At 71.8% G+C, this 25,496-nt stretch carries 20 protein-coding genes; 8 read left to right on the top strand and 12 right to left on the bottom strand.

The genetic code is table 11. From position 1 onward, the window contains the following. Positions 1 to 24 precede the first annotated feature (24 nt). The 3 genes from O7626_RS11700 to O7626_RS11690 all read right to left on the bottom strand — a co-directional run bounded on the left by O7626_RS11700 (position 25) and on the right by O7626_RS11690 (position 4,383). Entirely contained in the window at positions 25 to 759 is a 735-nt protein-coding gene (locus tag O7626_RS11700) for a hypothetical protein (protein WP_278061186.1), read from the bottom strand. Between the two features lie 147 nt (positions 760 to 906). Then, the gene (locus tag O7626_RS11695; protein WP_278061185.1) at positions 907 to 3,267 is read right to left on the bottom strand and encodes a rhamnogalacturonan lyase; all 2,361 of its coding nucleotides are present in this window, start codon (positions 3,265 to 3,267) and stop codon (positions 907 to 909) included. A gap of 462 nt (positions 3,268 to 3,729) precedes the next feature. Next, entirely contained in the window at positions 3,730 to 4,383 is a 654-nt protein-coding gene (locus O7626_RS11690) for an NAD(P)-binding domain-containing protein (protein WP_278061184.1), read from the bottom strand. 417 nt (positions 4,384 to 4,800) lie between these two features. Between O7626_RS11690 and O7626_RS11685 the strand changes: the two genes are divergently transcribed. From O7626_RS11685 to O7626_RS11660, 6 genes are all read left to right on the top strand, one after another. After that, positions 4,801 to 5,304 (top strand): levansucrase, encoded by a 504-nt coding sequence (locus tag O7626_RS11685; protein WP_278061183.1) that lies wholly within the window; start codon positions 4,801 to 4,803, stop codon positions 5,302 to 5,304. Positions 5,305 to 5,444: 140 nt separating this feature from the next. Beyond that, a complete protein-coding gene (locus O7626_RS11680) occupies positions 5,445 to 5,831 on the top strand; it encodes a PadR family transcriptional regulator (protein WP_278061182.1) in 387 nt (128 codons plus the stop codon). 2 nt (positions 5,832 to 5,833) lie between these two features. After that, positions 5,834 to 6,469, top strand: a complete 636-nt coding sequence (locus O7626_RS11675) for a hypothetical protein (protein ID WP_278061181.1) — start codon at positions 5,834 to 5,836, stop codon at positions 6,467 to 6,469. A gap of 162 nt (positions 6,470 to 6,631) precedes the next feature. Further along, the gene (locus tag O7626_RS11670; protein WP_278061180.1) at positions 6,632 to 8,563 is read left to right on the top strand and encodes a tetratricopeptide repeat protein; all 1,932 of its coding nucleotides are present in this window, start codon (positions 6,632 to 6,634) and stop codon (positions 8,561 to 8,563) included. 701 nt (positions 8,564 to 9,264) lie between these two features. Next, the gene (locus O7626_RS11665; protein WP_278061179.1) at positions 9,265 to 9,582 is read left to right on the top strand and encodes a hypothetical protein; all 318 of its coding nucleotides are present in this window, start codon (positions 9,265 to 9,267) and stop codon (positions 9,580 to 9,582) included. Next, complete coding sequence (locus O7626_RS11660; protein WP_278061178.1) at positions 9,579 to 10,805, top strand: ionic transporter y4hA; 1,227 nt, start codon at positions 9,579 to 9,581, stop codon at positions 10,803 to 10,805. Before O7626_RS11665 ends, O7626_RS11660 begins: the two co-directional genes overlap by 4 nt. Before the next feature lie 54 nt (positions 10,806 to 10,859). On the opposite strand, the gene O7626_RS11655 is transcribed toward O7626_RS11660, so the two are convergent. Further along, positions 10,860 to 11,666, bottom strand: a complete 807-nt coding sequence (locus O7626_RS11655) for a class I SAM-dependent methyltransferase (protein WP_278061177.1) — start codon at positions 11,664 to 11,666, stop codon at positions 10,860 to 10,862. A gap of 9 nt (positions 11,667 to 11,675) precedes the next feature. Continuing rightward, entirely contained in the window at positions 11,676 to 14,087 is a 2,412-nt protein-coding gene (locus O7626_RS11650; RefSeq protein ID WP_278061176.1) for an EAL domain-containing protein, read from the bottom strand. A gap of 735 nt (positions 14,088 to 14,822) precedes the next feature. On the opposite strand from O7626_RS11650, the gene O7626_RS11645 reads away from it, so the two are divergent. Then, on the top strand, positions 14,823 to 15,173 hold the full coding sequence (locus tag O7626_RS11645) for an Lsr2 family protein (protein ID WP_278061175.1): 351 nt from the start codon (positions 14,823 to 14,825) through the stop codon (positions 15,171 to 15,173). A 293-nt stretch (positions 15,174 to 15,466) separates the two neighbouring features. On the opposite strand, the gene O7626_RS11640 is transcribed toward O7626_RS11645, so the two are convergent. The 3 genes from O7626_RS11640 to O7626_RS11630 all read right to left on the bottom strand — a co-directional run bounded on the left by O7626_RS11640 (position 15,467) and on the right by O7626_RS11630 (position 17,957). Then, complete coding sequence (locus O7626_RS11640; protein WP_278061174.1) at positions 15,467 to 15,841, bottom strand: MerR family transcriptional regulator; 375 nt, start codon at positions 15,839 to 15,841, stop codon at positions 15,467 to 15,469. 145 nt (positions 15,842 to 15,986) lie between these two features. Then, positions 15,987 to 16,868: a TerC family protein gene (locus O7626_RS11635; protein ID WP_278061173.1), complete on the bottom strand. Its 882-nt coding sequence runs from the start codon at positions 16,866 to 16,868 to the stop codon at positions 15,987 to 15,989. 234 nt (positions 16,869 to 17,102) lie between these two features. After that, positions 17,103 to 17,957: a polysaccharide deacetylase family protein gene (locus tag O7626_RS11630; RefSeq protein WP_278061172.1), complete on the bottom strand. Its 855-nt coding sequence runs from the start codon at positions 17,955 to 17,957 to the stop codon at positions 17,103 to 17,105. Between the two features lie 232 nt (positions 17,958 to 18,189). Here O7626_RS11630 and O7626_RS11625 point away from each other — a divergent pair, with 232 nt between their 5' ends. Then, entirely contained in the window at positions 18,190 to 20,835 is a 2,646-nt protein-coding gene (locus tag O7626_RS11625) for an IPT/TIG domain-containing protein (RefSeq protein ID WP_278061171.1), read from the top strand. Between the two features lie 188 nt (positions 20,836 to 21,023). On the opposite strand, the gene O7626_RS11620 is transcribed toward O7626_RS11625, so the two are convergent. The 4 genes from O7626_RS11620 to O7626_RS11605 all read right to left on the bottom strand — a co-directional run bounded on the left by O7626_RS11620 (position 21,024) and on the right by O7626_RS11605 (position 25,426). Next, a complete protein-coding gene (locus O7626_RS11620; RefSeq protein ID WP_278061170.1) occupies positions 21,024 to 22,406 on the bottom strand; it encodes a glycosyltransferase family 2 protein in 1,383 nt (460 codons plus the stop codon). Between the two features lie 343 nt (positions 22,407 to 22,749). Further along, a complete protein-coding gene (locus O7626_RS11615; protein ID WP_278061169.1) occupies positions 22,750 to 24,270 on the bottom strand; it encodes an aldehyde dehydrogenase (NADP(+)) in 1,521 nt (506 codons plus the stop codon). 26 nt (positions 24,271 to 24,296) lie between these two features. After that, positions 24,297 to 24,893, bottom strand: coding sequence for a TlpA disulfide reductase family protein (locus tag O7626_RS11610; RefSeq protein ID WP_278061168.1), 597 nt, complete (start codon positions 24,891 to 24,893; stop codon positions 24,297 to 24,299). Beyond that, positions 24,890 to 25,426 carry a hypothetical protein gene (locus O7626_RS11605; RefSeq protein WP_278061167.1) on the bottom strand — a complete coding sequence of 179 codons (537 nt, stop codon included), beginning with the start codon at positions 25,424 to 25,426 and terminating at the stop codon, positions 24,890 to 24,892. Before O7626_RS11605 ends, O7626_RS11610 begins: the two co-directional genes overlap by 4 nt. Positions 25,427 to 25,496: the final 70 nt, after the last annotated feature.

Below are 25,496 nucleotides of genomic sequence, written 5' to 3'. Positions count from 1 at the left end.
GTGCTGCTGGGCCTGCTGGAGGTGTCAGGTGCCGGGCTTGATGGAGACGTCAGCTGCCGGCCGGCCGGTTCGGCGCAGCCGGCGGCGACCGGCGGTGACCCCGAGGCCGACCAGTGCCACGGCCAGCAGCGTGCCGGCGACCAGCAGCGCCCGCCGCGACGTGGCCCGCTCCGGTCCGGCCGGGACCGCCCCGGCGCTCGCCTCGACGGCTGCCGGAGCGACCGCGCTCCCCTGCACCGACACCGGGTCCAGCGCGAACGGGTTGCGGTCGGGGTCGACCGGAAGCTCCGGCGGCCGGATCGCACCCGGCCAGTGTTTCGCCGTCTCGGCCGGCTGGAGCGGAGCCGGAACGCGGAACACCTCCAACGCGCCGGGGAGGGTAAGGGTGCCGATCCTGAAGTCGGCGAACTCGCCCTGCACGGCGGTCACCTCCCAGGTTCCGGCCCGCGGCACGGTGACCGCCGCCGCGTAGTGCGCCGGCTCCGGCAGTGCCGACGCGGAAAACGACACCGAGGTGCCGCTCTCGTCGGTGAACCGCAGCGCCACCGGGCCGAGGTCGCCCTCGTAGGGGTGGAAGCCGTGCTGGAGCACCCAGAGCCCGACGGTGTAGGCCCGGCCCGGTTCCAGCCGCTCCGGCAGCGGGTCCAGCAGGGTCGCGGCCCAGTTGCCGGCCCGGGCCGGCGCCGGGGCGAGCAGCAGGGTGCCGGCCAGCCCGACAAGCGTCGCGGCGAGCGCGGCGAGCATCCGACGGGTACGCATCGTCGACCACCTCCAACCGGGACGAGCCGCACCACGGCCACGCGGTTCCCCGCCGGGCGTACCAGTTGGTCCGCACGCAGACGCCGGGACCCGGCGCTCCGCTGGGAGCGCCGGGTCCCGGCCGGGTCGGGTCGCCCCGGCCGCTGGTCAGCGGCCCGGTAGCGGGACCCGGGACCAGTCGAGGTCCGAGCCGAGATAGAAGCTCGGGTACGACGGCTGGTTGTACGTCGTCTGCTGCCGCGCCACCTCGACCCGGTACTGCGGATCGTGCATCAGCGTGTAGAGCTTGCGGTCGGTCAGCTCGGTACTCAGGTAGATCCGGACCGCCGAACTGTCGACGGTGCGGACCAGCATCTCCTCGCGCCAGTCGCCGAGCACGTCGGCGACCAGCCCCGGGTTGCCCTTCGTCCCGTTGTTGGTCCGGGTCCCCTCGGCGGTGAGCAGCCGGCCCCGCTGCCAGTCGTCGATCGTCGGGGTGACCTCCAGGGCACCGCCGACGATCTGGGTGGTCATGTCGGCCGCCCACCGGATGCTCTGGTTGGTGCCCGGGATGACGGTGCCGAGCAGCTCACCGTCGGCGGTACGCAGCCCGGGACCGTCCGGCTGGCCGCCGACCACTGTCGCCCAGGTCTCCAGCCCCGGCTCGGCCGGCACCACGTCGCCGACCATGCCGCGGCCGGTGTCCACCCCGGTGTACCCGCCGTAGACCACCTCGCCGGTGTGGGCGTCCCGCAGCGCATAGCCGTACGGCGCGCCGGAGGCGCCCTCGTGCACCATGAAGATCTCCAGCCCGGGACGGGCCGGGTCGATGTCGGTGACGTGCAGGGCGTCGCCGTGCCCGACCTTCGCCCGGGCACCCGGATTGGCGCTGCCCGCCGGCAGCGTGCCGTAGGAGCTGTACAGCAGGCTGCCGTCGTGGTCGATGGTGGCCCCGCCGTAGACGATCTCCTGCTTGCCGTCGGCGTCCACGTCGGCGACGGAGAGCGAGTGCGCGCCCTGGGTGGTCAGGGTGCCGTACTCCGGATCGGTCCCCTCCCGGCCGTGCGGGCCGTCGTCGAACGGATTCGACATCGGCACCCAGCCGCTGTCGACGTACCAGTCCTCGCGCAGTCGCCGGCCGTCCCAGCGGTACGCCACCAGGGTCGCCCGGGTGTAGTAGCCCCGGGCGAAGACCGCCGACGGGTGCCGGCCGTCCAGATAGGCCACCCCGGACAGGAACCGGTCGACCCGGTTGCCCGGCTCGATCCGGCTCATCGCGTAGTCGCCCCACATCAGCCCGTCGTCGTGCCGGCCGGGCTTGTAGCGGATCGTCTGCAACTCGCGGCCGGTCGCCCCGTCGAAGACGGTCAGGTACTCCGGCCCGTCCACTACGAAGCCCTGGAACGACCGCAACACGTTGCGGGTACTGCGGGCCGGGGCGTACACGTCGAGGAAGTGGTCGACGAGCGCCTCGGCGTCGGGGCGGAACAGCGGGTAGCTGTAGGTCGGGGCGATCCCGAAGGCCTGTTCCAGGGTCGCCGGCCAGCGCCCGGCCACCACCTCCGGGTGCCGGTGCCAGCCTAGAAAGAGGTCGACAAGCTTCTGTCGGTACGCCGCCGGGTCGAGCCGGTAGTCGTCGGTGTGCGCGTACCCGGCCCGGACGTCCTCGCGGGGCATCGTCACGTACCGCTCGGAGACCGCCCGGCCGTGCTTGTCGTAGCGGGTGACCCTGCTGCCGGGGGCGGTCTTCAGCATCATCTCGGCGCGGTTGTCGCCGTCGAAGTCGTAGACCAGGAACTGCGTGTAGTGCGCCCCGGCCCGGATGTTGACCCCGAGCGAGACGCGGTGCAGCAGGGTGCCGTCAAGTTCGTAGGTGTCGAGGTAGACCTCGCCGGTGTAACCGACCTGGGAGACGTCCTTGGAGTTCGACGGATCCCACTTGACGACGTACTCGTACTGCCCGTCGCCGTCGACGTCGCCGACGCTGATGTCGTTCGCCGCGTACGTGTACGCCTCGCCGGTCGGGGTCACCCCGTCGGCCGGCTTGCGCAGTGGCAGGTCGCGGTGGCCCTCGGCCCACGGCCTGACGGCGGCGCTCCGGGCGCCCGTCCGGCCCCGGACCACCGGCGCGACCTGGTAGCCGGCGGTGGCGGTGCCGGCCCGGTCGAGGTAGTTGGTGCTGTCGGTGACGGTGCCGATCCGCCGCCCGTCCCGGTAGACGGCGAAGTCGGTGCCGGTCAGGCCGGCACCGCCGTGCCCGGTCGCCTCGGCGCCGAGCAGCCGCCAGCTGAGGAAGACTCCGTCGGTGGTGGGGACCGCGACGAGGCCGCGGTCGAGGCGTTCGAGGCGGGGTCCGGTGCCGTACGGCCCGCCGCCCGACCGGGCGTCCGACTGGGCGTCCGGCCGGGCGTCCGGCCGGGCGGAGACCGCCGCCGGGCTGCCGACCAGCAGGACGGTCACCGAGATGCCCGCGACGAGTGCCCGGGACAGCACGGCGGTCGGCCGGCCTCCCCTGCTTCGAGATGTCATGGGTCTCCAATGTGGGATTCGACCCGATCCTGCGGGTGGGACGGCGTGCGACCGGGCTGAAACGATACAACTCCCTGAGAATTCTCGATGTCCGGCGAACTTGTCAAGGTGGCACGGCGACCCGGCGGCCCCGCGGAGGGAGTCGGCGCGGAGACTGTCGAGCGGGGTGCACAGGCGGGGCACGGAAGTTGGGGTTGCCGACCGGTGTGCCGCGTGCGGTTCGGGTCGGTCGGCGGGCGGGACCGGGGTTCGGGCAGCCCGGCCGGGTGGGCGCACAAGCGGGGCAGCTCGACAGTCTCCCCGGCGGGTATCCCAACCCCGCTCCCGACCCGACCCGACCCGACGCCAGGAGATCGCCGGCTCGCATACCTGGAAGCACCGGTTACCCGATCAACTCCAAAGCCAGTGCACTGGCGCGGCACGCCGCTGACGGGCCTGGCGCGCGGTAGGCCGCTGACGGGCCTAGCGCGGTACGCCGCGGACGGCCAGTTCGAACTCGGGGCGGCGCAACGAGGCGCCGAAGACCGGACCGCCGGGTTCGAGCAGCCGGCCCGCGCCGAGGCTGTCCAGCAGGACGGCGTCGTAGCCGATCCGCTCGACGACGTCGGCGACCAGGTCCGCCGCCCCCTTGTCGTCGGCGGCCACCCCGAGTGCGCGCCGCTCGAGGTGCCCTGCCGGTCGGCGCTCCTCCTCGAGCTGGTGGTAACCGGCGTGGTTGAAGGACTTCACCACCGTCGACCGGTCCAGCCGGCGCGCCACGATCTCGCTGCTGCCGTACCGGGAATCCTCGAAGAGCGCCTGTACGCCGTCGGTCGGCGGCCAGTAGTTCATCGTGTCGACGACCAGCTTGCCGGCGACCAGCCCCGGGTCGAAGTCCGCGAATCGGTGCAACGGGATCGCCAGCACCACGAGGTCGACGTCCCGTACCGCGTCGGCGGCCCATCGCGGCTCGGCGCCCGGCACCAGGATCTGGGTGATCAGGGCGATCCGCTCCGGGTCACCCGAGGCGGCGATGCTGACCGGATGACCGGCGGCGACGGCGATCCGGGCGATCACCGGCCCGACGTGTCCGGCGCCGAGCACGGCTATCCGGGGCAGCGGCGGCGATGCGGTCATGGCCGAGGAGTTCCCAGCGCGAGGGCCGTACGCACCGGGCCGCGCGGGCTGCGGGTGTCGGGCCGGATCCGCCCCGTTTCGACCCCGGTGCCCGAGGCAGTGGCCTGGCCGGGGCGGGTGGAAGTGTGCTTGCAGCGCAGGCCGTACCGCCGTGTCCGCACGGTCGTCCCCCCGTCCCGTTGACGCCCCGAATATACCCGGATTCCGGGGCCGGTCCGCCCGCTGCTCCGGTCCACCGCCGCCGGTCCGAGGCGGCGCTCGAAGGCCACCGCCGGGCTGCCGGCTCGACACGGCCGGGCATGCTGGCGTTGAATGACGGGTCAGCCGGGCAGTGACCGGCGGTGGCCGGATAATGCCGGGGCTTTGCCCGGCCAGGCCGGCCGGGCCGGCCGAAGCGGGAAGGGCTGTGGGGGCAACATGGACGCGACGGCGCCGGATCCGGTGCGGGCCTATCTGGACGGCACGGCGCAGCGCCTCCAGGCCGACGGCTGCGAGGTACGGACCGAGGACTGGAACGGCCTGCCGGTCCTTGTCGGTTACCGCGCCGACTTCAGGTTGCAGTGGATGGCCACCAAGCTGCACCTGTTCACCCTCGCCGCACCCGCGCCACTGGTGACGGCGAGGGCCATCGAGGAGTTCACCATCTCGGCCCTGGACTACGTGGTGGCCCGCAAGGGGCAACTGCGGGGCATGCAGAGCGGCGTCGCGGTCTTTCCCGCGCTGGTCGGCTCCCAGGTCGAGCCAGCGGCGGTGGACTGGGCCCAACGGAGGCAGGTGGTCCGGTTCGCCGCCATGGCCCGCCCGGTGGTGGTGGACGCCGGCACGGGAACCGCCGCCTGCTTCCGAGGATTCGCGGCGCTCGGCCTCTTCTACTCGGCCCACTTCCGCCGCAAGCTCGCCGCCTACTTCCCGTCGAGTTGATCCCCTCCCTCCGTACGCACGGTCCGGCTGTCGCCGCCGGCTGATCGCTGACCCGACTGATCGCTGACCCGGCCCGACTCGTCGAGGTCGCGGAACCGAGTACGACTTCGGTATATCGCCTCACCCAATAGGGCGGTATTATGTTCCGCATCATAGCGGCGGAGCACCAGCCGGCCGACGACAACGACCGGCACACCCAACTTCTTCGCGGCGTGCTGGACATGTGCCTGCTCGCCCTGCTGGCCCGCCGACCCGCGCACGGCTACGAGCTGGTGCGGCGCATGGAGGATGCCGACTTCGGCGTCATCAGCTACGGCACCATCTATCCCCTGCTGACCCGGCTGCGTCGCCTCGGTCTCGTCGCCGACGAGCAGCAGGCGAGCCCGAACGGCCCACCCCGCAAGGTCTACGCACTCACCGACCTCGGCCGAGTCCAGCTGGACGCCTGGCAGAAACAGTGGGACCGCTTCGCCGGCACGGTCGGCGCCGTCCTCACCGCATCCGACCACGACCCCACCAGGAGTTGACCGTGGACACCATCGACAACGTACTGGCCGAAGCCGACCGGGCCTGGCGGGCGTACGGGATCGGTCGGGCCGACCGGGCGACACTCGCCGCCGACCTGCGCCTCGACCTGGAGGCCGCGGCGGCGGACGGCGGCGATCCGGCGCAGCTGGTCGGCGGCGACGTGGCCGGCTTCGCGCGCCGGCTCGCCGACGAGGCAGGTGTCCGACGGGTACGCCACGACTACGGCCGGCTGCTCCGCACCGCCCTGGCCGGCGCGGCGCTCGGTGGCGTGGGCGGCTACGTCGTGCTGGCCGCACTGTATCCGCTGTTCGTGCGCGCGGTGGACATTCCCCGTTCGATCGAGATACCGGTCTACCTTGCCGTCGCCGTCTACTACGGCGTGCCAGCCGCAGTCGTGGTCACCGGCGCCGTCACGGCGGTCCGGCTCCGGCTGGGCGACCTCCCGCAGATCAGGAGAACCGCCTGGCTGATGGGGGTGCTGCTGCCGGTGGCCGGCATCCTGGTCACCCTGCACGCCTGGTTCGTCGCGATGGGCTGGCTGGCGTACCGGCGTACCCGACCGGCCCTCCAGCAGCACCGCCCGGACCTCGCCGAGCAGGTACACCCAAACCATGGCGAGTACGCGGAGTACAGATAGCGATCCAGGCAAAGAAGACTGCTGCTCCGGACCCCACCATCGCGGCACCCCCGCGTGCGTGCAGAGTAGATCAAGCGTTTCGAGCACCAAACGATCGGCGCGGGAACACCCTCAGGTGCCCGGGGGGGGGAATGTCGTAGGGCTCCGCTATCGTCTGGGCCCATGGCGGACGGTCGCATAACAGCGGAGTTGTTGTTTCAGCATCCCGGTTCACCCGACAGTGGCCGCAATCGCTACATAGCGGATGGTCCCGATCTACGTGACGCTGAGGTTCTTCTAGGGGAGATCGAGACTCTGCGCGGGCAGCCCCGTGATGCCTGGCCCCGCCCGTACGCGCTGGCCGAGAAGTTGCGGAGCCTTGGCGCCGAGATGGAGTACCCGAGCTGGTATGTGTTGGCGCGGCTAGTTTATCGTGAGGCGGTTGACGTCTACCGCGCCGACGGCATCAAGGTCACCGGCGACGCACTCGGCGACTACCGCCACGTGCTGGACCGGCTGGGCAGTGTTCTGGTGAAGTTGAAGCGTCACGAGGAAGCGTTGCCGATCCGCCAGGAGCAGCAGGCGGTGAGCCTGCGCCTGGCGGCCGTGGACGTTACGGCTCTGGACCTCGCCAACGATGCGCAAACCGAAGTCGTCAACACCTTGGTGCGGCTCGGGCAGCGCGACGAAGCGGTGGACTCGGCCGCCGAGGCGATCCGTCAGATCCGGCAGCAACCAGACGACAAGCCCGGTCGGCCCAAGAGCTTCACCCTGGCGTACGCACTCGACAAATATGTCGACTGTCTTACCGGCGTCGGCCGTTTCGACGAAGCCGTTGACGCCGCGGCCGAGGCAGTGAGCATCTGGCGGCGTCACCGCGACGCCGGTGACGAGTCGGGCTGGCTCGGCACCGATCGGCTGGGCCAGGCCTTGGGGCGGCTGGCCGACGCTCTCGCCGAAGTCAGGAGATACCAGGAGGCGTACGCGAGCATCGCCGAGCAGGTGGAGATCCGCAGGCGGGCGGTCGATGGAGACGATGACTGGTTCGGATTGTCCGTCCTGGGGATCACCCTGAACAATGCCGGCAACGGCCTGGGGCGGTTGGGCCGGTATCGCGAGGCGGTGGCCGTCGCAGAGGAAGCGGTGCGTCTCGATCGTGCACAAGCAGCGCGGGCGGTGGACCGCAAACAGCGTTTCCTGCGCTTGTTCCCTGGTGAGGAGGAGCTTCTTCACTCGGGTGATCAGCCGGTGGGCAGGGAACTTTTCGCCGATGGCGGGTTGCGGGAAGTCAACGATCTCTTTGACGACGACGAACTTGGTGAGGAATTTCTCGAATCCATCGATTTCGACGATGAGATCCGAGAGGAACACCTCAGTGACTTCCGCGCGAAGGTCCGCGAGGCCGACATGGGCTTGTGCGTCACGCTCTACAACCTCGGCGGTAGCCTGCACAACCTGAACCGGGTCGAGGAGGCGCTTGCGGCGGACTCCGAGGCGGTCGAAATCGCCCGACGCCACCACGATGACGGCCCGAAACTCGCAATAGCATTGAACAACAAGGCATGCGTCCTGGTGGAGCTGGGGCGTCCGGAGGAGGCGGTGGTGGCCGCTCGGGAAGCTGTCGCACTGCTCACCACACTCGTGGTCGCCGATCCTGACGAGCATGAACCGACGCTCGCGCTCGCCTTGCACACGTTGTCCCTGTCGGCACCGGATCGCGAGGAGGCGCTGAGTGCTTCGATGCAGTGCCTGGACATTTACCGACGCCGGTACCAGCTCGATCCGCACGGTCTGGCGGGACGACTCGCCGAGGCGCTGACGGATCACGGCCGCATACGAGCCCGGCGAGGCGAACACGCCGAGGCGCTGGCCGCCGCGGCGGAGTCGGTGGCGATGTACGAGCGGCTGGCCGCCCAGAATCCGGCTCGCTACCGCGGCGGACACGCATGCGCACTGTTGAACCTCGCGGAGGTCCACGCGGCTGCGGGAGGCGCGCAGCTGGAGGCAAGCATGGCGGCGGAACGGGCGGTCGCACTATACGAGGCGCTGGCCGCGGACCTGCCTGAGGCGTATGAGCACCGTCTGGCCCACGCACGCTCCGTCCTACGTCCGTGATGTGCTGCGAACCCGCAGCACGCCGATGCCGCCGTCGACGCCCTCGAGGCGGTCCCCGGCCGCTTCGTGCTGGCGTACGGGAACATCCAGCAGGGGCCGTGGGAGTTGGGCGACCAGCCCGGAGTTCCGCGACGTCGTGCAGCGCCGGAGGGCGAGCAAGGGCGACATGCTCGGCTTCCAGATGGCCTTCGACCTCCACGGCGACCCCGCCTTCCCGGAGCGGGCCGCCTTCGAGGTAGCCCGCCGAACTCGGGGTACCGGTCACCACCCATGCCGGTGTCTGGGGCGCCACCAACGACGACGGCATCCGGCTGATGCACGAGAACGGGTTCATGACCCCGGCCACCGTCTACGTGCACGCGGTCACGCTGACCCGGGACTCGTACAACCGGATCGCCGCCACCGGCGGATCTGTCTCGCTCTCTCCACGGAGAGCGAGCAGAGCGCCGGCCAGGGTTACCCACCCACCTGGCAACTGCGGCACCACGACATCCCGGTCTCGCTCTCCATGGACACCAGCGTCTGGTGGAGCGGCGACCTGTTCACCGCGATGCAGGCCACGCTCGGCGCGGACCGTTCCCGGGAGCACCTGGAGGCACACGCCCGACAGGACACCGTCACGCACTGCCATCTGCGCGCCGAGCAGGTCGTCGAGTGGGCCACCCGGGGCGGCAGCCGCGCCCTTCGGCCTGGACGACCGGGTGGGCAGCCTGGAGCCGGGCAAGAAGGCGGACGTCGTACTCGTCAAGAACGACGACTCGCCGGTGATGTTCCCGATCCTCAACCCATACGGCCACGTCGCCTTCCATGCGCAGCGCGGTGACATGCTGGACAACCCGTACACCTACAACGAGTGGGACGCCGGCTCGGCCCAGTGGAAACGCGGAGTCCGGCGATCGACAGTCGATCTCCAGGTGGCGAGTTCGTGCTGGTCATGGGCGACCGGGGCGGCGGGTAGAGTTGCCGTCGTGCCGGCCCGTCGCGGGCGTCGAGCGTCACCTGAAGGGACTGTGCATTGACACCGCCAGCGGGCAGCACGTCGGGTACGTCCGTCAACCGCCTGGCCACCGCCATCCCGCTACTCGCGGTGGCGGCCCTGGCCGCGGTCTGGGGACGCAGCCTGCCGGCGGCGGTCGAGGTCGTCGTGGTGATCCTGCTGGCCGGCTCGGTACTCGCCGCGGTGCACCATGCGGAGGTCGTCGCCCACCGGGTCGGCGAGCCGTTCGGTTCGCTGATCCTCGCAGTCGCCGTGACCGTCATCGAGGTGGGGCTGATCATCACGCTGATGGTCTCCGGCGGTCCCGGCACGGCCTCGCTGGCCCGGGACACCGTTTTCGCGGCCGTGATGATCACCTGCAACGGCATCGTCGGGCTGTCCCTACTGGTGGCCACCGCACGCCGTCGGGTGACGTCGTTCAACGCCGAGGGCACCGGCGCCGCCCTGGCCACCGTCGTCACGCTCGCCGCGCTCAGTCTGGTGCTGCCCACCTTCACCCTCGGTACCTCGGGACCGGAGTTCACCGGTGCCCAGCTGGCGTTCGCCGCGGTCGCGTCACTGGTCCTCTACGCCCTCTTCGTGGTGGTGCAGAACGTCCGGCACCGGGACTACTTCCTGCCGGTCGACGACGGCATCATCCAGCGGCGCGCCAAGCCCAGGACGACGCCGGCACCGAAGCCGAAACCGAAACCGGCGCCGGTCGGCGGCAACGCCGCGGTGAACGACAACGCCGCAGTGGACGGCAACGCCACGGTGGACGACGACGAGGAGCACGCGGCAGCGCCTCCCACGTCGACCACGCTGGTCAGCCTCGGCATGCTGGTCGCCGCCCTCGTCGCGGTAGTCGGCCTTGCCAAGGTGGAGTCCAAGACCATCGAGGACGGGGTCACCAGCGCCGGCCTGCCGCACGCGGTCGTCGGTGTGGTCATCGCGCTGCTGATCCTGCTGCCGGAGACCATCGCGGCGGTCCGCAACGCCCGCCGCCAGCGGGTGCAGATCAGTCTCAACCTCGCTCTCGGCTCCGCCATGGCCAGCATCGGCCTCACCATTCCGGCCATCGCGATCGCCTCGCTCTGGCTGGACGGCCCGCTACTGCTCGGTCTCGGTTCGACCCAGATCGTCCTGCTGGCGCTGACCGCCGGGGTCGGCATCCTGACCGTGATGCCCGGCCGGGCCACCGTGTTGCAGGGCGCCGTACACCTCTCCGTCTGCGCCGCGTTCCTGTTCCTGGCCGCCAACCCCTGACGCCGCGCCGTCGAGGCCGACGTCGAGGGCGGGGACCGGGCGAGAGCAAAGGGGTCAGCGCGGCGGTGTGGCACCGGCCGGATCGGGCTTGACCGCGCGGGTCGCGAAGTAGCCCGGCAGCCAGCCGGCGGTGGCGTCGGAGTGGTGCGGCGCCTCGGCGAATCCGACGACGACGAAACCGGCGGCGAGCTGACCGCCGATCTGCTCGGCCAGGCTGTGACTGTACTCCAGTGGTGCGTCCGGCCCCCACAGCCGCTCGCGTTCCTCGGCCGGCACGTGCGTGAGATCGCTGTACGGAAGCCGGTGCCGCACCAGCAGCTCGCCGCGCCCGTCCAACGCCTCGTGGTCGAAGAGGTAGACGTCGGGGTTGACGAAGCCGCAGAGCAGCGCGCCGCCCGGCCGCAGCACCCGGAAACACTCCCGCCACACCGGGCCGAGCTCCGGGACGAAGAGGTTCGAGACCGGGTTGAAGACCAGGTCGAAGGAGTCGTCGGCAAAGACCGACAGGTCCCGCATGTCGCCGAGTACCGTCCGCAGCGCCAAACCGTCCCGCCGGGCCACCAGCTCGTCCTGGTCGAGCTGCCGGGGCGAGTTGTCGAAGACGGTGACCCGGGCACCGGCGGCGGCGAGCGTCGGGCCCTGCTGCCCGCCGCCGGAGGCCAGGCAAAGTATGTCCGCGTCCGCCAGGTCAGCCGGAAACCACGCCCGGTCCACGGGCTGATGACCGATGAGTACGACGGACCAGTCGCCGGCCCGGGCCCTGGCGACCGTCTCCGCCGAGACCGGTCGGGACCACTCGTTGCCCTTGTCGACCTGCCGGTCCCAGGCCGCCCGGTTGTGCAGCACCGGATCGAGGTTCATCGGCCCACGTTAGCGGCCGGCCCACGGACCGCCGGGCGAATTTCCCACGCCGTGCTGGGGCTGGCCGTGCTGGGGCTGGCTGTGCTGGGGCTGGCTGTGCTGGTGCTGGGCGGGTGTCGGCTGGCGGTGCTCGACCGGACCCCGGTGCGCCGACGCCAGCCAGGCCGGCAGGCTCTCCGGGCTCACCGGCTCGCCGTAGAGGCCGCCCTGGGCGCCTGAACAACCGGACCGGGCGACCGCGTCGAGCAGGACCGGCGAGGCGATCCCGGCCACGACGGTGGGCATGCCCAGGGACCGGGCCAGTTCCACGGTCGAGCGGACCACGACGGCGTCCTGCGGGCTGTCGAGCATCGGCTCGACGAACGACGGGTCCAGCTTCAGCTCGTCGACCGGCGTGCTGCGCAACCGGGTCAGGGACGGAGCCGACCGGCCGTAGTGGTCGAGGCAGAGCCGGACCCCGAAGTGCCGGAACTGACCCAGCGCCATCGCCGTCCGGCGGGCGTCGACCAGCAGCACCTCCTCGGCGATCTCCAGGGTCAGCGCCGCCGAGGGCATGCCCACCTTGTTGATCATCTTCGCCACGTCGTACGGAAGGTGGGAGTCGAGCAGGTCGGCCACCGAGATGTCCGCGGCAACCCCCAGGTCGTAGCCCTTGGCACGCCAGGCCGCGCAGCTCTCCGTCGCCGACCGCAACAGGAGCCGGGTGAGTTGCCGGGTCAGTCCGACCTGTGCCGCCAGTCGTTGCAACCGCTCCGGCTCGATCCAGCCGTAGACCGGGTGACGCCAGCGCAGCAGCGCTTCCAGCGCCACCGGGCGGCGCGTCGCCAACTCGATCTTCGGCTGGTAGTACACGAAGAGCTGCTCGTTCTCGACGGCGCGCAACAGGTCCGGCAGCAGGTGCGAACTCAGGTCGCCGCGCAGGCTCGGATCGTAGATCTCGACCTCCGAGCGGTTCGCCTTCGCCGCGTGCAACGCGTCGGCGGCGCAGTGGATCAGCTCGGCGGCGGTGGTCGCGTGCCCGGGCGCGATGGCCACCCCGGCGCTCAGCTCGATCCGCACCGGGACCGGGCCGGCGGTGACCGGACTGCCCAGGCTGCGCAGCAGGTGAGCGGTGTCCCTGGCGATGCTCTCCGGGGTGCCGGCCGCCACCGTACGCAGGATGGCGATCTCCGCGCCGCCGAGCCGCACCGCGACCGCATCGCCCGGCAGCGCCGCACGCAACCGGGAGCCGACGGTGTGCAGGATCGTGTCGCCGGCCGTGTACCCGAGGGTGCGGTTCATCTCCCGCAGATGGTCCACGCTCACGATGGTGAGCGGCAGCGCCGCGCCCGGCGGCAGGCCGCCGAGCATGCCGGGCAGCGCCGAGTCGAGCACCCGCCGGTTGCCCAGGCCGCTCAGCTCGTCCGTCGTCGCCTCGACCCGGGTACGGGTCAACTCGCGGGTCTGCTCGAAGGTGAGCGCCGTCCGGACGCCCGCCGCGACCAGGCACCCGCCGGCCAGGACGATCGAGACCGGATGCAGCGGTACGAGCGTGCCGACGATCAGCACCCCGAGCGCGCAGAGCGAGAAGAGGATCGGCACCAGCAGCGCGGCGAAACCCTTCACCTCGTCGACCCGGCGGCGGCGGCGCAGCGAGCCGGCCAGCGCCATCAGGCCGAGGCCGACCATCCACACTCCGTCGATCCAGGTACCGTCCTGGTAGGTGTCGTCGGCCAGGCTGAACAGGTATGCCGTGTCGGCCACCGCGAAGGCCCCGGCACCCAGCCCCAGCAGCCACCACACCGGATCGGTACGCCACCGCACCATGGCCAGCGCCGCCACCGCGACGACCGTCAGCACCAGGTCGCCGATCGGATAGCTCAGGTTGGTGACGGTCTCCCCGAACGCCGCACCGGCGCTGGTCGGCAGCACGTCGGTGAGCGTCACCGCCGAGAAGACCGCCCCGGCGGCCAGCGAGGTGACCACGCCGTCCAGCCACACCGAGGCGGGTAGGCGACGTACGGTGGCCCGGGCCAGGGCGATGAAGCCGACGTACGCCAGCGGGTAGAGGCCCACGTAGAAGACGTCCGCGAGGGAGGGCACCGGGATGTCACCGGCCTCGGCACTGGCGAAGTTGGCCGCCCAGTAGATGTCGCCGGCCGACCACGAGGCGATCCCGGCCCCGACGCAACCCCAGGCGAGCCGGTTCTGCCGAACCAGGATCGGCCGGGCCAGCGCCAGCAGTGCGGCGGCGACCAGCACCGCGGAATAGCACCAGGTGTCCAGGAAGACGGGTCGCTGGCCACCGAACGGGATCAGGGTGCTGACCGCGTACGCCACGGCGAGCGTCGCGACCAGCACCTTGGCCGCCCGGTAGAGGGGCGAGTCCAGTACGGCCAGATCGGGGTCCAGGGCGGGGTCGGCCGCGCGGAGACTGCTCACTACTGTCCTACTTCCGATCCGGGTGCGAAGCGTCGCCGGGCAGGGCGGTGGGCGCCGGCCGGTTCGCCGCAGACGTGAGCCCGGGGCGGCCCACCAACCGGGGATGGACCTGTTCGGCTGGGCCCGTCAACCGTTCGGGGACACCGGTGCGGGAAACGGAAATGCCTTCGCGGCACCGGACTTTGCCGGTGGACGCAGGTGCGCCCCGCTGCCCGCATCCGCGGCCCCATTGGTCGCCACGCCTGGCAGCGTCGGTCGCCATTGCTCTGCTCGCCCCGTCTGAGCACCGACTTCAATATCCGAAATCACGCACTCGTCGGTGCGAGCCGCGCGCCCTGCGCTGTGCCGGACCGTAAGCTATCACGCCCGCTTTCCGTCCACAATCAACACCCGCTCCGCACTTCCCGACGCGTGGCACACGACAGGTGCGGCGGCTCGATCTGATCATCGTGGCCAATATGATCATGTCATTCCCGCCGCTCCGCCACCCTCGCCGGCGACACCGGCTCGTCAATCCGGACGAGCCGGACCCTGGGCAGGAAGTTCACCCTGTCGTCCCGACCGCCGGCACTCGGCATCCGCATTCGCGCAGGCCCCCACACAGTCGCTCGTACCGTTTGCGGAACTGACTACCCGGTCAGTTTTTTCCGCCTGGTGCGAACACTCGCTTGGTCCTATGGAGGTGGTGCGGGGTAAAGTCCGGCACAGAGACCAGCCAACGGGAGGAGTCGGGGCGTGGCTAAGCAAGTAATCCACAAGTTGGTCGATGACCTGGACGGCGGCGACGCCGACGAAACCGTCAGGTTTTCCCTCGACGGGGTGCAGTACGAAATCGACCTTTCCGCGAAGAACGCTGGTAGGTTGCGGGACGCCTTCGCGCCGTACACGGCATCCGGCCAGCGCCTCGGTCGGGGCGCAGCGGCGGTCGGTGGCCGCTCGGCCCGGAGCAGGAGCGGTGCGGCCGGAACCCGGGAACAGAACAAGGCCATCCGGGCCTGGGCCAAGGAGTCCGGCCGGGGGATATCGGATCGTGGGCGTATCCCGCAGGAGATCGTCGACGAGTACCACGCGACGACCGGTCGGTGAGTCCCGGTTCCGGCCCCGTGGAGGCGGCGCGGAAATTGGGATTGCCGCCCGTCGCAGAACTCGTCGACTGTTGTCGTTTGCTGACCTGATCCGGAGTTTGTGCGTTCGTCGTGCGGGGCTGTGTCGAAGGGCGGGGTCGGCACGGTCACGCGGCAGGGTCGCGGTCCCGCATGGCAAGGTCGGCGGGGCTGCCCGGCAGGGTCGACGAGGTCGCACGGCGGGGCGGCGGGGCGACGAGTTCGGGCGGCAAGGCGGCGAGTCGACGGCCGGCGCGCGAGCCGTCGGCGATGCGCTCAGCCGGGTGGCGGCAGCCCGGCGGTCAGGTCCAGCGCGGTCGCGATGAGTGCGTGCGCCCGGGTGGTGATCGCGGTGAGCAGCCCGTTGGCGTGCTCGTCGCTGTGCCGGGCGGCGGCCTGGAGGGCGTGCAGGGCGTTGTCGAGTTGGTCGAGCCTGGCGTCGAGGTCGTCGGCTACCGGTCGGCGCAGGGCCGCCGCGATCTCCTGCAACGGCACTCCGTGCGCCTCCAGTGCCCGGATCGTCGCGATCCGCTCGACCACCTCGGGCTGGTATAGCCGGTAGTTTCCGCCGGAGCGGGCAGCGGGGGTGATGAGGTCGAGACTGGTGTAGAAGTCGACGGTACGCGGGGAGACGCCGGCCTGAGCCGCCACCTCACCGATCCGCAACAGAGTCTGGTCGACGACGGTCCACCTCCGCGCCTCGTCCCCTTCCGCCGGAACCTTACAACGGCCGGACGGTACGGCCACAGACGCCTGCCGCCGGTCGGCCGACCGACCGGCGGCACCGGCACGCCGCTCAGTCGGCCGGGGTGCCCGACTTCCCGGTCGCGCCCTCGGCCTCGGCCCCGGCCCGGATACCCGCCTCGGCCCGGATACCCGCCTCGGCCTGGATACCTGCCTCGGTCGAGGGTGACTTCACGTAGGTGGGGTGCAGGTGCACGGGCTGTGCCGCGCCGCGCTGTGCCGCGCTGCGCTGCTGGCGGGCCCGGACCCGCAGGTTGAGGAACTCGACGAAGATGGAGAACGCGATCGGGCCGTACACGTAGCCCTTCGGGATGTGCTGGTCGAAGCCCTCGGCGATCAGGCTGGCGCCGATGAGCAGCAGGAACGACAGGGCCAGCATCTTCACCGTCGGGTGGGTGTTGACGAAGCGGCTCACGGCACCGGCCGAGACCAGCATGATCACCATCGCCACCACGACCGCCGCCACCATGATGAACAACTGGTCCACCATGCCGACAGCGGTGATCACCGAGTCGAGCGAGAAGACGATGTCGAGGACGAGGATCTGCGCGATCACCGCCGCGAACGACGAGGTGGCCCGGGCCGATTTGCCGTGCTCGGCACCTTCCAGATGCTCGTGTATCTCGTAGGTCGCCTTGCCCAGCAGGAACAACCCGCCCAGTAGCAGGATCAGGTCGCGGCCGGAGATCTCCTGACCGACGACCGTGAACAGCGGCGCGGTCAGCCCGATCACCCAGGAGAGCGACGCCAGCAGCAGCAGCCGGGTCACCAGGGCCAGTGACAGCCCGATGGTGCGGGCCCGCGCCTGCTGATGCTCGGGCAGCCGGCCGGCCAGGATCGAGATGAACACCACGTTGTCGATGCCCAGCACGACCTCCAGCAGCAGCAGCGTCGCGAACGCCACCCACAGCTCGGGACTGCTCAAGAACTCCATGTCACCCTCGACGTCTCGGCGGGCCGGCGGGGGCCGCCAGCCAGATCCGAGAACCATACAGCCTCACGTAATGGTGAGAGCGTGCCGGCCACGACCGGATGCCGGCCACCGGGGTACGTCGGGCGCGGTTTCCGAAGTGCACCTCCGGACCGCGTCCGCGACCACCGTTCCCGCCGAGCCGGCGCCGGGCCTCGCCACGGCACCGCCGGGTCAGGGGGCCACGGAGCGGCCGGGTCAGGGGGTTACGGAGCGGCCGTTGCCGGCCGGCAGTGCGCTCAGCGAGAAGCGCTGACGGAGACTGGTCATCATCGGGTGCAGGGCCTTCACCGTCTCCCGCCGGTCGCCGCCGGCGTCGTGCAGCAGCACGATCGAGCCGGGACGCACACCGGAGGTCACGACGCGGCTGATCGTGCCGCTGCCGGGCCGGGTCCAGTCCCGCGGGTCCACCGCCCAGTGCAGTGACGTCATGCCGAGCCGCCCGGCCACCGCGACCACGGCCCGAGTCCAGGCACCACCAGGCTGCCGGAAGTACCCGATCTCGACCCCCGGCGCGGCGGCCTGGATGGCCCGGTTCGTACGCGTCAGGTCCGCCATGATGGCGGCCGGGGACCGACGGCCGAGGCGTACGTCGTGCGACCAGGAGTGGTTGCAGAGGGTGTGGCCGTCGTCGGCGATCGCCCGGACCAGTTCCGGATGGGCCCGCACGTTGACCCCGACCACGCAGAAGGTGGCCCTGACCTGTTGCCGTCGCAGCAGTGCGAGAACCTGCGGGGTGTAGCGGGGGTCCGGACCGTCGTCGAAGGTGAGCGCCACCTGTGCTGACCCGCTGGTGATCCTCGCCCCGAACGGTCCACCGGGCTCGGGTCCGAGCCGCCGGACGAGGTCCGATGCCGCACGGTCGCCCGGGTCGGCGGCCCGGACGGTCGGAGTGGGTTCGGGCGGAACCGGTCCGGTCGCGGTCGGCGCGACGGCCGCCGTCGACTGCCGCGGGGCGCGCGAGTCCGCGACGGCGTCGACGAGCAGATAGGAGCCGGCGACGATTCCGCCCACACCCAGTACGGCGGCGATCGCGATCCAGGGTCTCGACATGCCGGCGAGCTTATGTAGTTTTGATAACTAAAAGGATGGAATGCCGGATTTACCAGGCGCCGGGACCACCGACCAGCGAGGGCAAGCGGACGCGACTAACACAGAGTCATGGTATAGATACTTTCAGTACAGATTCGCGTAACCTGTCCGGTTTCGGGTCGTTCTGCGGATGGAAGGGCGCGTGTGAACAGGCGTCTTCCACTCGCTGCCGCCTGACTTCCACGGGGGAAACGTGACATCCATTCGGAGAAAGCTGTCCATCCTGGCGGTGACCCTGGTCGCCGGCGCTGCCGTACTGCACCTCCAGTCACCGGCGCTGGCCCAACCCGGTTCCGCCAGCGCCCGAGGGCTGGGGGTCGACCTCTCGGCTACCGTCGGCGGTCTCGTGGTGATCGAAGCCGACGCCGTGATCGGCAGCGCGGTCGCGCCAGCCGGTGGCGGCACCGACACCTCGACCCTGGTGGACATCTCCCTGACCGGTGCGACCGGGGTCACCGCCTCGGGCACCGTGGAGGAGGTCACCGCCACCCGTGGCGCGACCGAATCCTCCGCGTTCTCCGCCGTCACCGACCTGAACCTGACAGTGCTCGGCATCGACGTGATCCAGGCACCCGAGGCGACCGCCGTGGTCACCTGCCCACTGACCGGGGCGCAGACCGCCGAGACCACGCTCGCCGAGATCCTCCTCTTCGGTCAGACAGTGGTGCTGACCGCGAACGGCCCCAGTGTGCAGGGCAGCGGGGCCGTCGCCGTACCGGGACTGCTAGACGCTGCGCTGAACGCGACGTTGACGCGTACCGAGACCACCACCGCGGACGGCGCGGCGGCGACCGCCATCCTGGCCGCCCTCACCCTGACCGGGACCGTGGCCGGTGAACCGGTGACCATCCCGGTCGGCACGGTGGTCGTGGCCCAGGCGACCTGCGAACGTCCGCTGGCACCAGCGCCGCCGACCAGCACCGCCATCGACCCGGACTCCGGACCGCAGTCCGGCGGCCAGACCGTCACCATCACCGGCACCAACTTCGTACCCGGCCAGACCACCGTCACCTTCGACGGAGTACCCGCCACCGACGTCACCGTGGCCCCCGGCGGCACCACCCTCACCGCCGTCACCCCGGCGAATCCGATCGGCCCGGCCGACGTGGTAGTCACCACCCCCGGCGGCTCGGCCGAACCACTCGACTACACCTACCTCGCCGACGGCAGCGACGCCACCTTCACCGGGCTGACCCCACCCTCCGGCCCCACCAGCGGCGGCACCACCGTCACCATCACCGGCACCGGCCTGACCGGCGCCATCGCGGTCGACTTCAACGGGCTGCCCAGCACCGACTTCACCATCGACCCGGCCGGTACGACGATCACCGTCGTCACCCCGCCGAACCCGGCCGGTCCGGCCCTGGTCGAGGTGATCTTCCCGGCCGGCCGGGTCACCGCGCCGACCTTCAGCTACGTCGCACCGACGATCACCTCGATCGTGCCGGACACCGGCCCGAGCGCCGGCGGTACCCGGGTGACGATCACCGGAACCGGCTTCACCGACGCCACCGGAGTCACCTTCGACGACAACCCCGGCACCGACCTGGTGGTCGACCCGAGCGGCACGTCGCTCACCGTCACCACCCCGCCGGGCCCACCCGGACCCGTCGACGTCCTCGTGCTGATACCCGGCGCCGACGCCGCGGCGCCCGGTGGCTTCACCTACCAGGCGGCCGCGCCGACCACCACCGCCATCGACCCGGACTCCGGACCGCAGTCCGGCGGCCAGACCGTCACCATCACCGGCACCAACTTCGTACCCGGCCAGACCACCGTCACCCTCGACGGAGTACCCGCCACCGACGTCACCGTGGCCCCCGGCGGCACCACCCTCACCGCCGTCACCCCGGCGAACCCGATCGGCCCGGCCGACGTGGTAGTCACCACCCCCGGCGGCTCGGCCGAACCACTCGACTACACCTACCTCGCCGACGGCAGTGACGCCGTGGTGACCGGGCTCGACCCGACCTCCGGCCCGACCAGTGGCGGCACCACCGTCACCATCACGGGCACCGGCTTCACCGGCGCCACCGGCGTCAGTTTCGACGGCGTCGCGGGCACCGGCTTCACCGTCGACCCGGCCGGCACGACGATCACCGTCGTCACCCCGCCGAACGCCGCCGGTCCGGCCGACGTCAGCCTGGTCTTCCCGGCCGGCACCGCCGCGGGCGGCACCTTCGGCTACATCGGACCGACGGTCACGTCGGTCTCCCCGCCGGCCGGGCCGAGCACCGGGGGCACCCGGGTGACGGTCACCGGCACCGGCCTCACCGGCGCCACCGGAGTCGACTTCGGCGGCAACCCCGGCACCGACCTGGTAGTCGACCCGGACGGCACCTCGCTCACCGTCACCACCCCGCCCGGCACGCCGGGCACGGTCGACGTCACCGTGCTGCTACCCGGCGCCGACGCCGTCGCCGAGGACGGCTTCGACTACCAGGCGGTGGCCCCGGTCATCAACACGGTCGATCCCGGCCAGGGGCCGACTGTGGGTGGCCCGGTCGTGACGGTCGGCGGTATCGGCTTCGTGCCGGGACAGACCACCGTGACGATCTGTGGTCGTACCATCCCGGCAGGTGAGGTCACTGTCAGCCAGGACGGCACCTCGCTGACGTTCCGCGCACCGGCCTGCCCGCCCGGGGACACCGCGATCACCGTCGGCACGCCGGGGGGCGTCTCCAACACGCTCTTCTTCCGGTACGTCGGGGTGCCACCACTTCCGGTCACCGGTGATCCGGTACGCCCGCTGATCGGCTTCAGTGCGGCAGTGACGGCGCTCGGGATCGTCCTGTTGCTGTCCACCCGCCGACGCCGTACCGGTGACCCGGTCGGCTGAGCAGAAGCGGACGCCTCGCGGGCCTCGGGACCAACCGTCCCGGGGCCCGCGACACATCTCGTGCCGCGCCGGCCGGCAACGGGGGTCGACCGGTGACGCCGCTCGGGTGCTCGTTCCGCTGAGCATGCGGGCAGCAGCCTCAGGTGCCGAGCATGCCGACAGCTCCGGGGGGCTCGGGTGGGGCGGCCTCAGGTGGTCGGGGTGGGCAGCGCGGGTGCCGGACCGGGGTCCGGGAGTGGGTCCGCCACACCGAGCGGGGCGTACCGGCCGGTGGAGAGCGGTCGGAACCGCGGCGGCGCCGCGGCCACGACCTCGTCCTCGTCGAGCCGGCCGGCCAGGTAGCGGCTGGTGTCGTCGAGCCGCAGCACCCGGAAGCCGGGCTGCTCGTGCAGCCAGCGTCGCACCTCGGCGGCGGCGAACCAGCCGTTGACCCACCGAACCGGCCACCAGCGCCAGCCGAAGGACAGCAGGGCCGGCGGCGTGGCCTGCCATATCGAGGAGCCGTCGAACTCGACCCGCAGTCGCCGCCCGCGCAGCCGGCGCGGCCGGTGCACCAGCAGGATCCGCCGGTCGTCCACGCGTTCCCCGGTGACGATCCGGAAGTAGTGCTCGGCAGCCCACTGGCCGTCGCCGGAGAGTACCGACCATGGCCGCACGTCGCCCTCGGGAAGCGCACCGACGTCGCCCCGGAGTGCCGCCGCGAGGTCGCGCAGACCGATGCCCGTCCGGCGGCGGCCGATCCGCCTGCCGAGATGTTCCGCCAGCAGTACGAGCCGGAACACCGCCAGCCGGTGCCGGGGCTCGGTCAGTCGCAGGTAGCGGACCAGTCCGCCGACGCGGTGCCGGCTACCCGACGCGGTGCCGAGCAGTCGGCCGGAGGTACCCGGGTCACGGCTGGCGAGCGCCTGCGGAACCGTCCAGAGCCGGTGCCCGGCGTCCCGCAGCGAGCGGGCCAGCATCAGGCCGTGCCCGTGGACCGGGAAGCGCTCGTCGAGGACCCACTCCTGCTCCAGCACCTCGCGGCGGAGCAGCAGGCAGTCGCAGGAGGCGAGTTGACGTGGCCGGGTCAGGGCGTCGCCGCCCGACGGGATCCGGTGCCGCGCGGGCCGGAAGCCCGGGAGCCGGCGCAGCGACGGGGCGCCGGCACCGACGACGGAGCGGAACCCCGGCAGCGGAAGGTCCGGCTGCCGGATCGTCCCGTCCGGGTCGAGCAGCAGCGGTCCGACCCCGGCGGCGTCGGGCCGGTCGCGGAGGAAGCCGGCCATGAGGTCCAGCGCGCCGGGACGGATCCGGACGGCGCCGGTGAGCAGCAGGATCAGCTCACCGACGGCCTGCCGGTACGCCTGGTTCACCGCCGCCGCGTAGCCGACGTTGCACCGGTTGCGGATCAGCCGTACCAACGGATCCGCCGCGAGCATCTCGGCGGATCCGTCCGTCGAGGCATTGTCGACGGCCACCACCTCGAACGGGAGGGCGCCGTCGCTGGCGTCGCGAAGCGCGTCCAGGCAGCGACGCGTCTGCTCCCGGGCGTTCCAACTGACCAACAGCACCGAGACCGCCGGGCGGTTCACGGCCGCCCCGTCACCCGGATCGGCAGCGTGCCGGGGCCGCCGCGCCGAGCGCCCCGACCGGCCCGGTGCGGTGGGGCCTGGTGCGGCGGCGCGCTACGACGGCGGTACGCCGGCCTGCTCCGGACACCCGGGTGCGGGTTGCTGGTCAGCACGTCGGCCTTCCTGCTGCGGTGTGGTCTGCCGGTGCGCCAGGACTCCGACGCCCGTCTTCACCAAGCTTAATCCGCATGAATCCGTCATATCTGCCGAATCACATCTCCGGCGACCGGTGGTCGGCACCCCCGCACGGTCACGACGGCAGCGAGACTTCGCCGTCCCAGGACGGCAGCGAAAGTTCGCCGTGTCACGACGGCAGCGAAAGTTCGCCGTTCACCCGGCGCGGGATACCCAGCGGGTTGCTGGCGCGCAGGGCTGCCGGCAGCAGCTCGTCGGGCATCCCCTGGTAGGCGACGGGACGCAGGAAGCGGCGAACCGCGGTGACCCCGACCGAGGTGTGCAACGAGCCGGTGGTCGCCGGCCACGGCCCGCCGTGCTGCATCGCCCAGGTCACCGCCACCCCGGTCGGCCAGCCGTTCCAGATGACCCGACCGGCCCGCCGGGCCGCCAGCTCCACCACCCGGGCCGCCACCTCGTCGGCTTCCTCGCCGTGCACGGTGGCGGTCAGCGCGCCCGGGACCACGGCGAGCGCCGCCAGCAGTTCCGCCTCGTCGGCGTACTCGACCAGCAGGGCGGCCGGGCCGAAGCACTCCTCGAGCAGCCGGTCGGCATACCGAACCAGGTCACCGGCGGAGACGGCCAGCAGTTGTGCGCCGGCCCGGAAGCCCGGCTCCTCGACCGGGGCGGGCGGCACCACCGTGCGTACCCCGGGCACCGCGGCCAGCGCGGCGGCCCCCTCCTGGTACGCGTCGCGGATCCGGGCGTTCAGCAGCGGGCCGAGCGACGCCTCCCCGACCGCCTTGCCGAGTACCCCGTCGAGGTGGTGCCCGGCGGGCAGGAAGAGCAGGCCGGGCTTGGTGCAGAACTGGCCCGAGCCCATGGTGACCGAGCCGACGAAAGCCTCGGCGATCGCGTTGCCCCGGGCCGCCAGTGCGGCCGGGGTGACCACGGTCGGGTTCAGCGAGCCGAGTTCGCCGTAGAACGGGATCGGGTCGGGGCGGCCGGCGGCCAGGTCGGCCAGCGCCCGACCGCCCGCGGCGGAGCCGGTGAAGGCGCCGGCCGCGATGGCCGGATGGGTGATCAGCTCCCGGCCGGCTTCCATCCCCCGGACCACCGCGAAGGTGCCGACCGGGGCGCCCCCCTCGGCCAACGCGCTGGTGACCAGCGCACCGCACAGGTCGGAGAGCCCGGGGTGACCGGGATGTGCCTTCACCACCACCGGGCAGCCGGCGGCGAGCGCGCTGGCGGTGTCGCCGCCCGGCACCGAGAAGGCGAGCGGGAAGTTCGACGCGGCGTAGACCGCCACCGGGCCGACCGGGACCAGCATCCGGCGTAGGTCCGGCCGGGGTGCCGGCAGCGCATCCGGATCCGGCAGGTCGATCACCGCCTCCAGGAAGGACCCTTCCGCCACGGCGTCGGCGAACATCTCCAGCTGCACCCGGGTACGGGTCAGCTCGGTGTGCAGCCGGGGCGTACCGAGGCCGGTCTCGGCGTCGCCGAGCGCCACGATCTCGTCCCGGGAACCCTCCAGCGCGGCACCGATCCGGCGGAGCAGTTCCGCCCGGGTGGTCAGCGGCAGGGCCGCGTACGCCGGTACGGCGGCGGCCACCACCCGGCACACCGCGTCGAGTCCGTCGGTGCCGGTGTGCGGCACCGCGTCGCCGTTCGGCGCACCGGTGTAGGGGTTCATCGGCTGGTCGGTGTCCATCCCAGTCTCCGTCGGTCCAGTGGTGGTCACGGGGCGAGTACAAGTGTGCGCAACGTACTGTCCAGGGCGGTCGCCTCCACCCCGCCGGGCCAGCCGCGCAGCAGCGTGCCGCCCTTGGCGACGACGACCACCGCCGGAGGTTCCCGGACCGCGTACGCGCGCGCGACGCGCTGGTCGGCGTCGACGAGTACCGGATATTCCACCCGGTGCCCGCGAAGGTACTCCTGGAGGGCGTCCGGTTCGTCGTCGCCGGCCACGCCGACGAAGACCACCCGGTCGCGCAGCTCGCGGGCGAGCTGGCTGAGGCCGTCCTGCCGGGCGGCGCAGGTGTTGCACCAGGAGGTGAAGAAGGTCAGCACCACCGGCCGGTCAACCCACAGGTCCGCCAGCGCGAGCGGACTGCCGTCGGTGAGCGTACCGGTTGCCTTCGGCGCGCCGGGCAGGTCGGTCGGCGCGGGACGCAGCGCGAGGTCGGCCGGCGCCGGACCGGGCAGCACGGCGGCGCCGCCGGCGGTCGGTGGGGCCGGCTCGCGGCCGCCGCCGTCCCCGGTGCAGCCGGCCGCGACCACCGTGGCAGTCATCACCAGCCCGACCAGGACGGCGAGTCGGTGCCGGCGGGTCACGACGGCACCACCGCGACCAGCGCGGGTCCCTCGCTGTCGTCCCGGGTCAGCTCGATCGGCCGGCGGTCGTCCACGACCAGTCGGTACGCCTTCCGGTCGGCCACCGTCACCGGTACGGCGAACTCGCAGAACGTCGGGATGCGGGACACCTCCAGATCCTCGGTGAAGGTCCGGACCGACTTCCCCGGCGGCAGCGCACCCTCGGCCAGCGTCTCTCCGTCGCCGTCCACCACTCGGTACGCCGCCCGGTTGTGGAAGTAGGTGTACGGCCCGGTGCCGGCGCACTCGACACCCTCGGGTCGGATGTTGATGTCCCGGACCAGCACCCGGACGGTCAGCTCGGCGCGCGGCTCCTCGCCGCCGCAGCCGGCCAGCGCCGCGAGCAGCAGCAGCGCCAGCAGTGGCAGCGGCAGCAGGAGCCGTGACCGCAGTGGCAGGGGCAGCAGGGGCCGTGACCGCAGTGGCAGGGGCAGCAGGGGCCGTGACCGCAGTGGCAGGGGCCGTGGCGGCGCCGCCGGCAGGCGAGGTCGCATCTTCCCTCCCCCAGGGTTGGCGGCGAGCTGCCCGGGGGGGCGGCGCGCCACCCCCCGGGCGTCCCGCCGG

Origin of the sequence: Micromonospora sp. WMMD1102, assembly GCF_029626265.1 — a bacterium.
In the GTDB taxonomy this organism is placed as follows: Bacteria; Actinomycetota; Actinomycetes; order Mycobacteriales; family Micromonosporaceae; genus Plantactinospora.
Note: the sequence above shows the minus strand (reverse complement) of the source record. Positions and strands in the feature narration are given on the sequence as shown.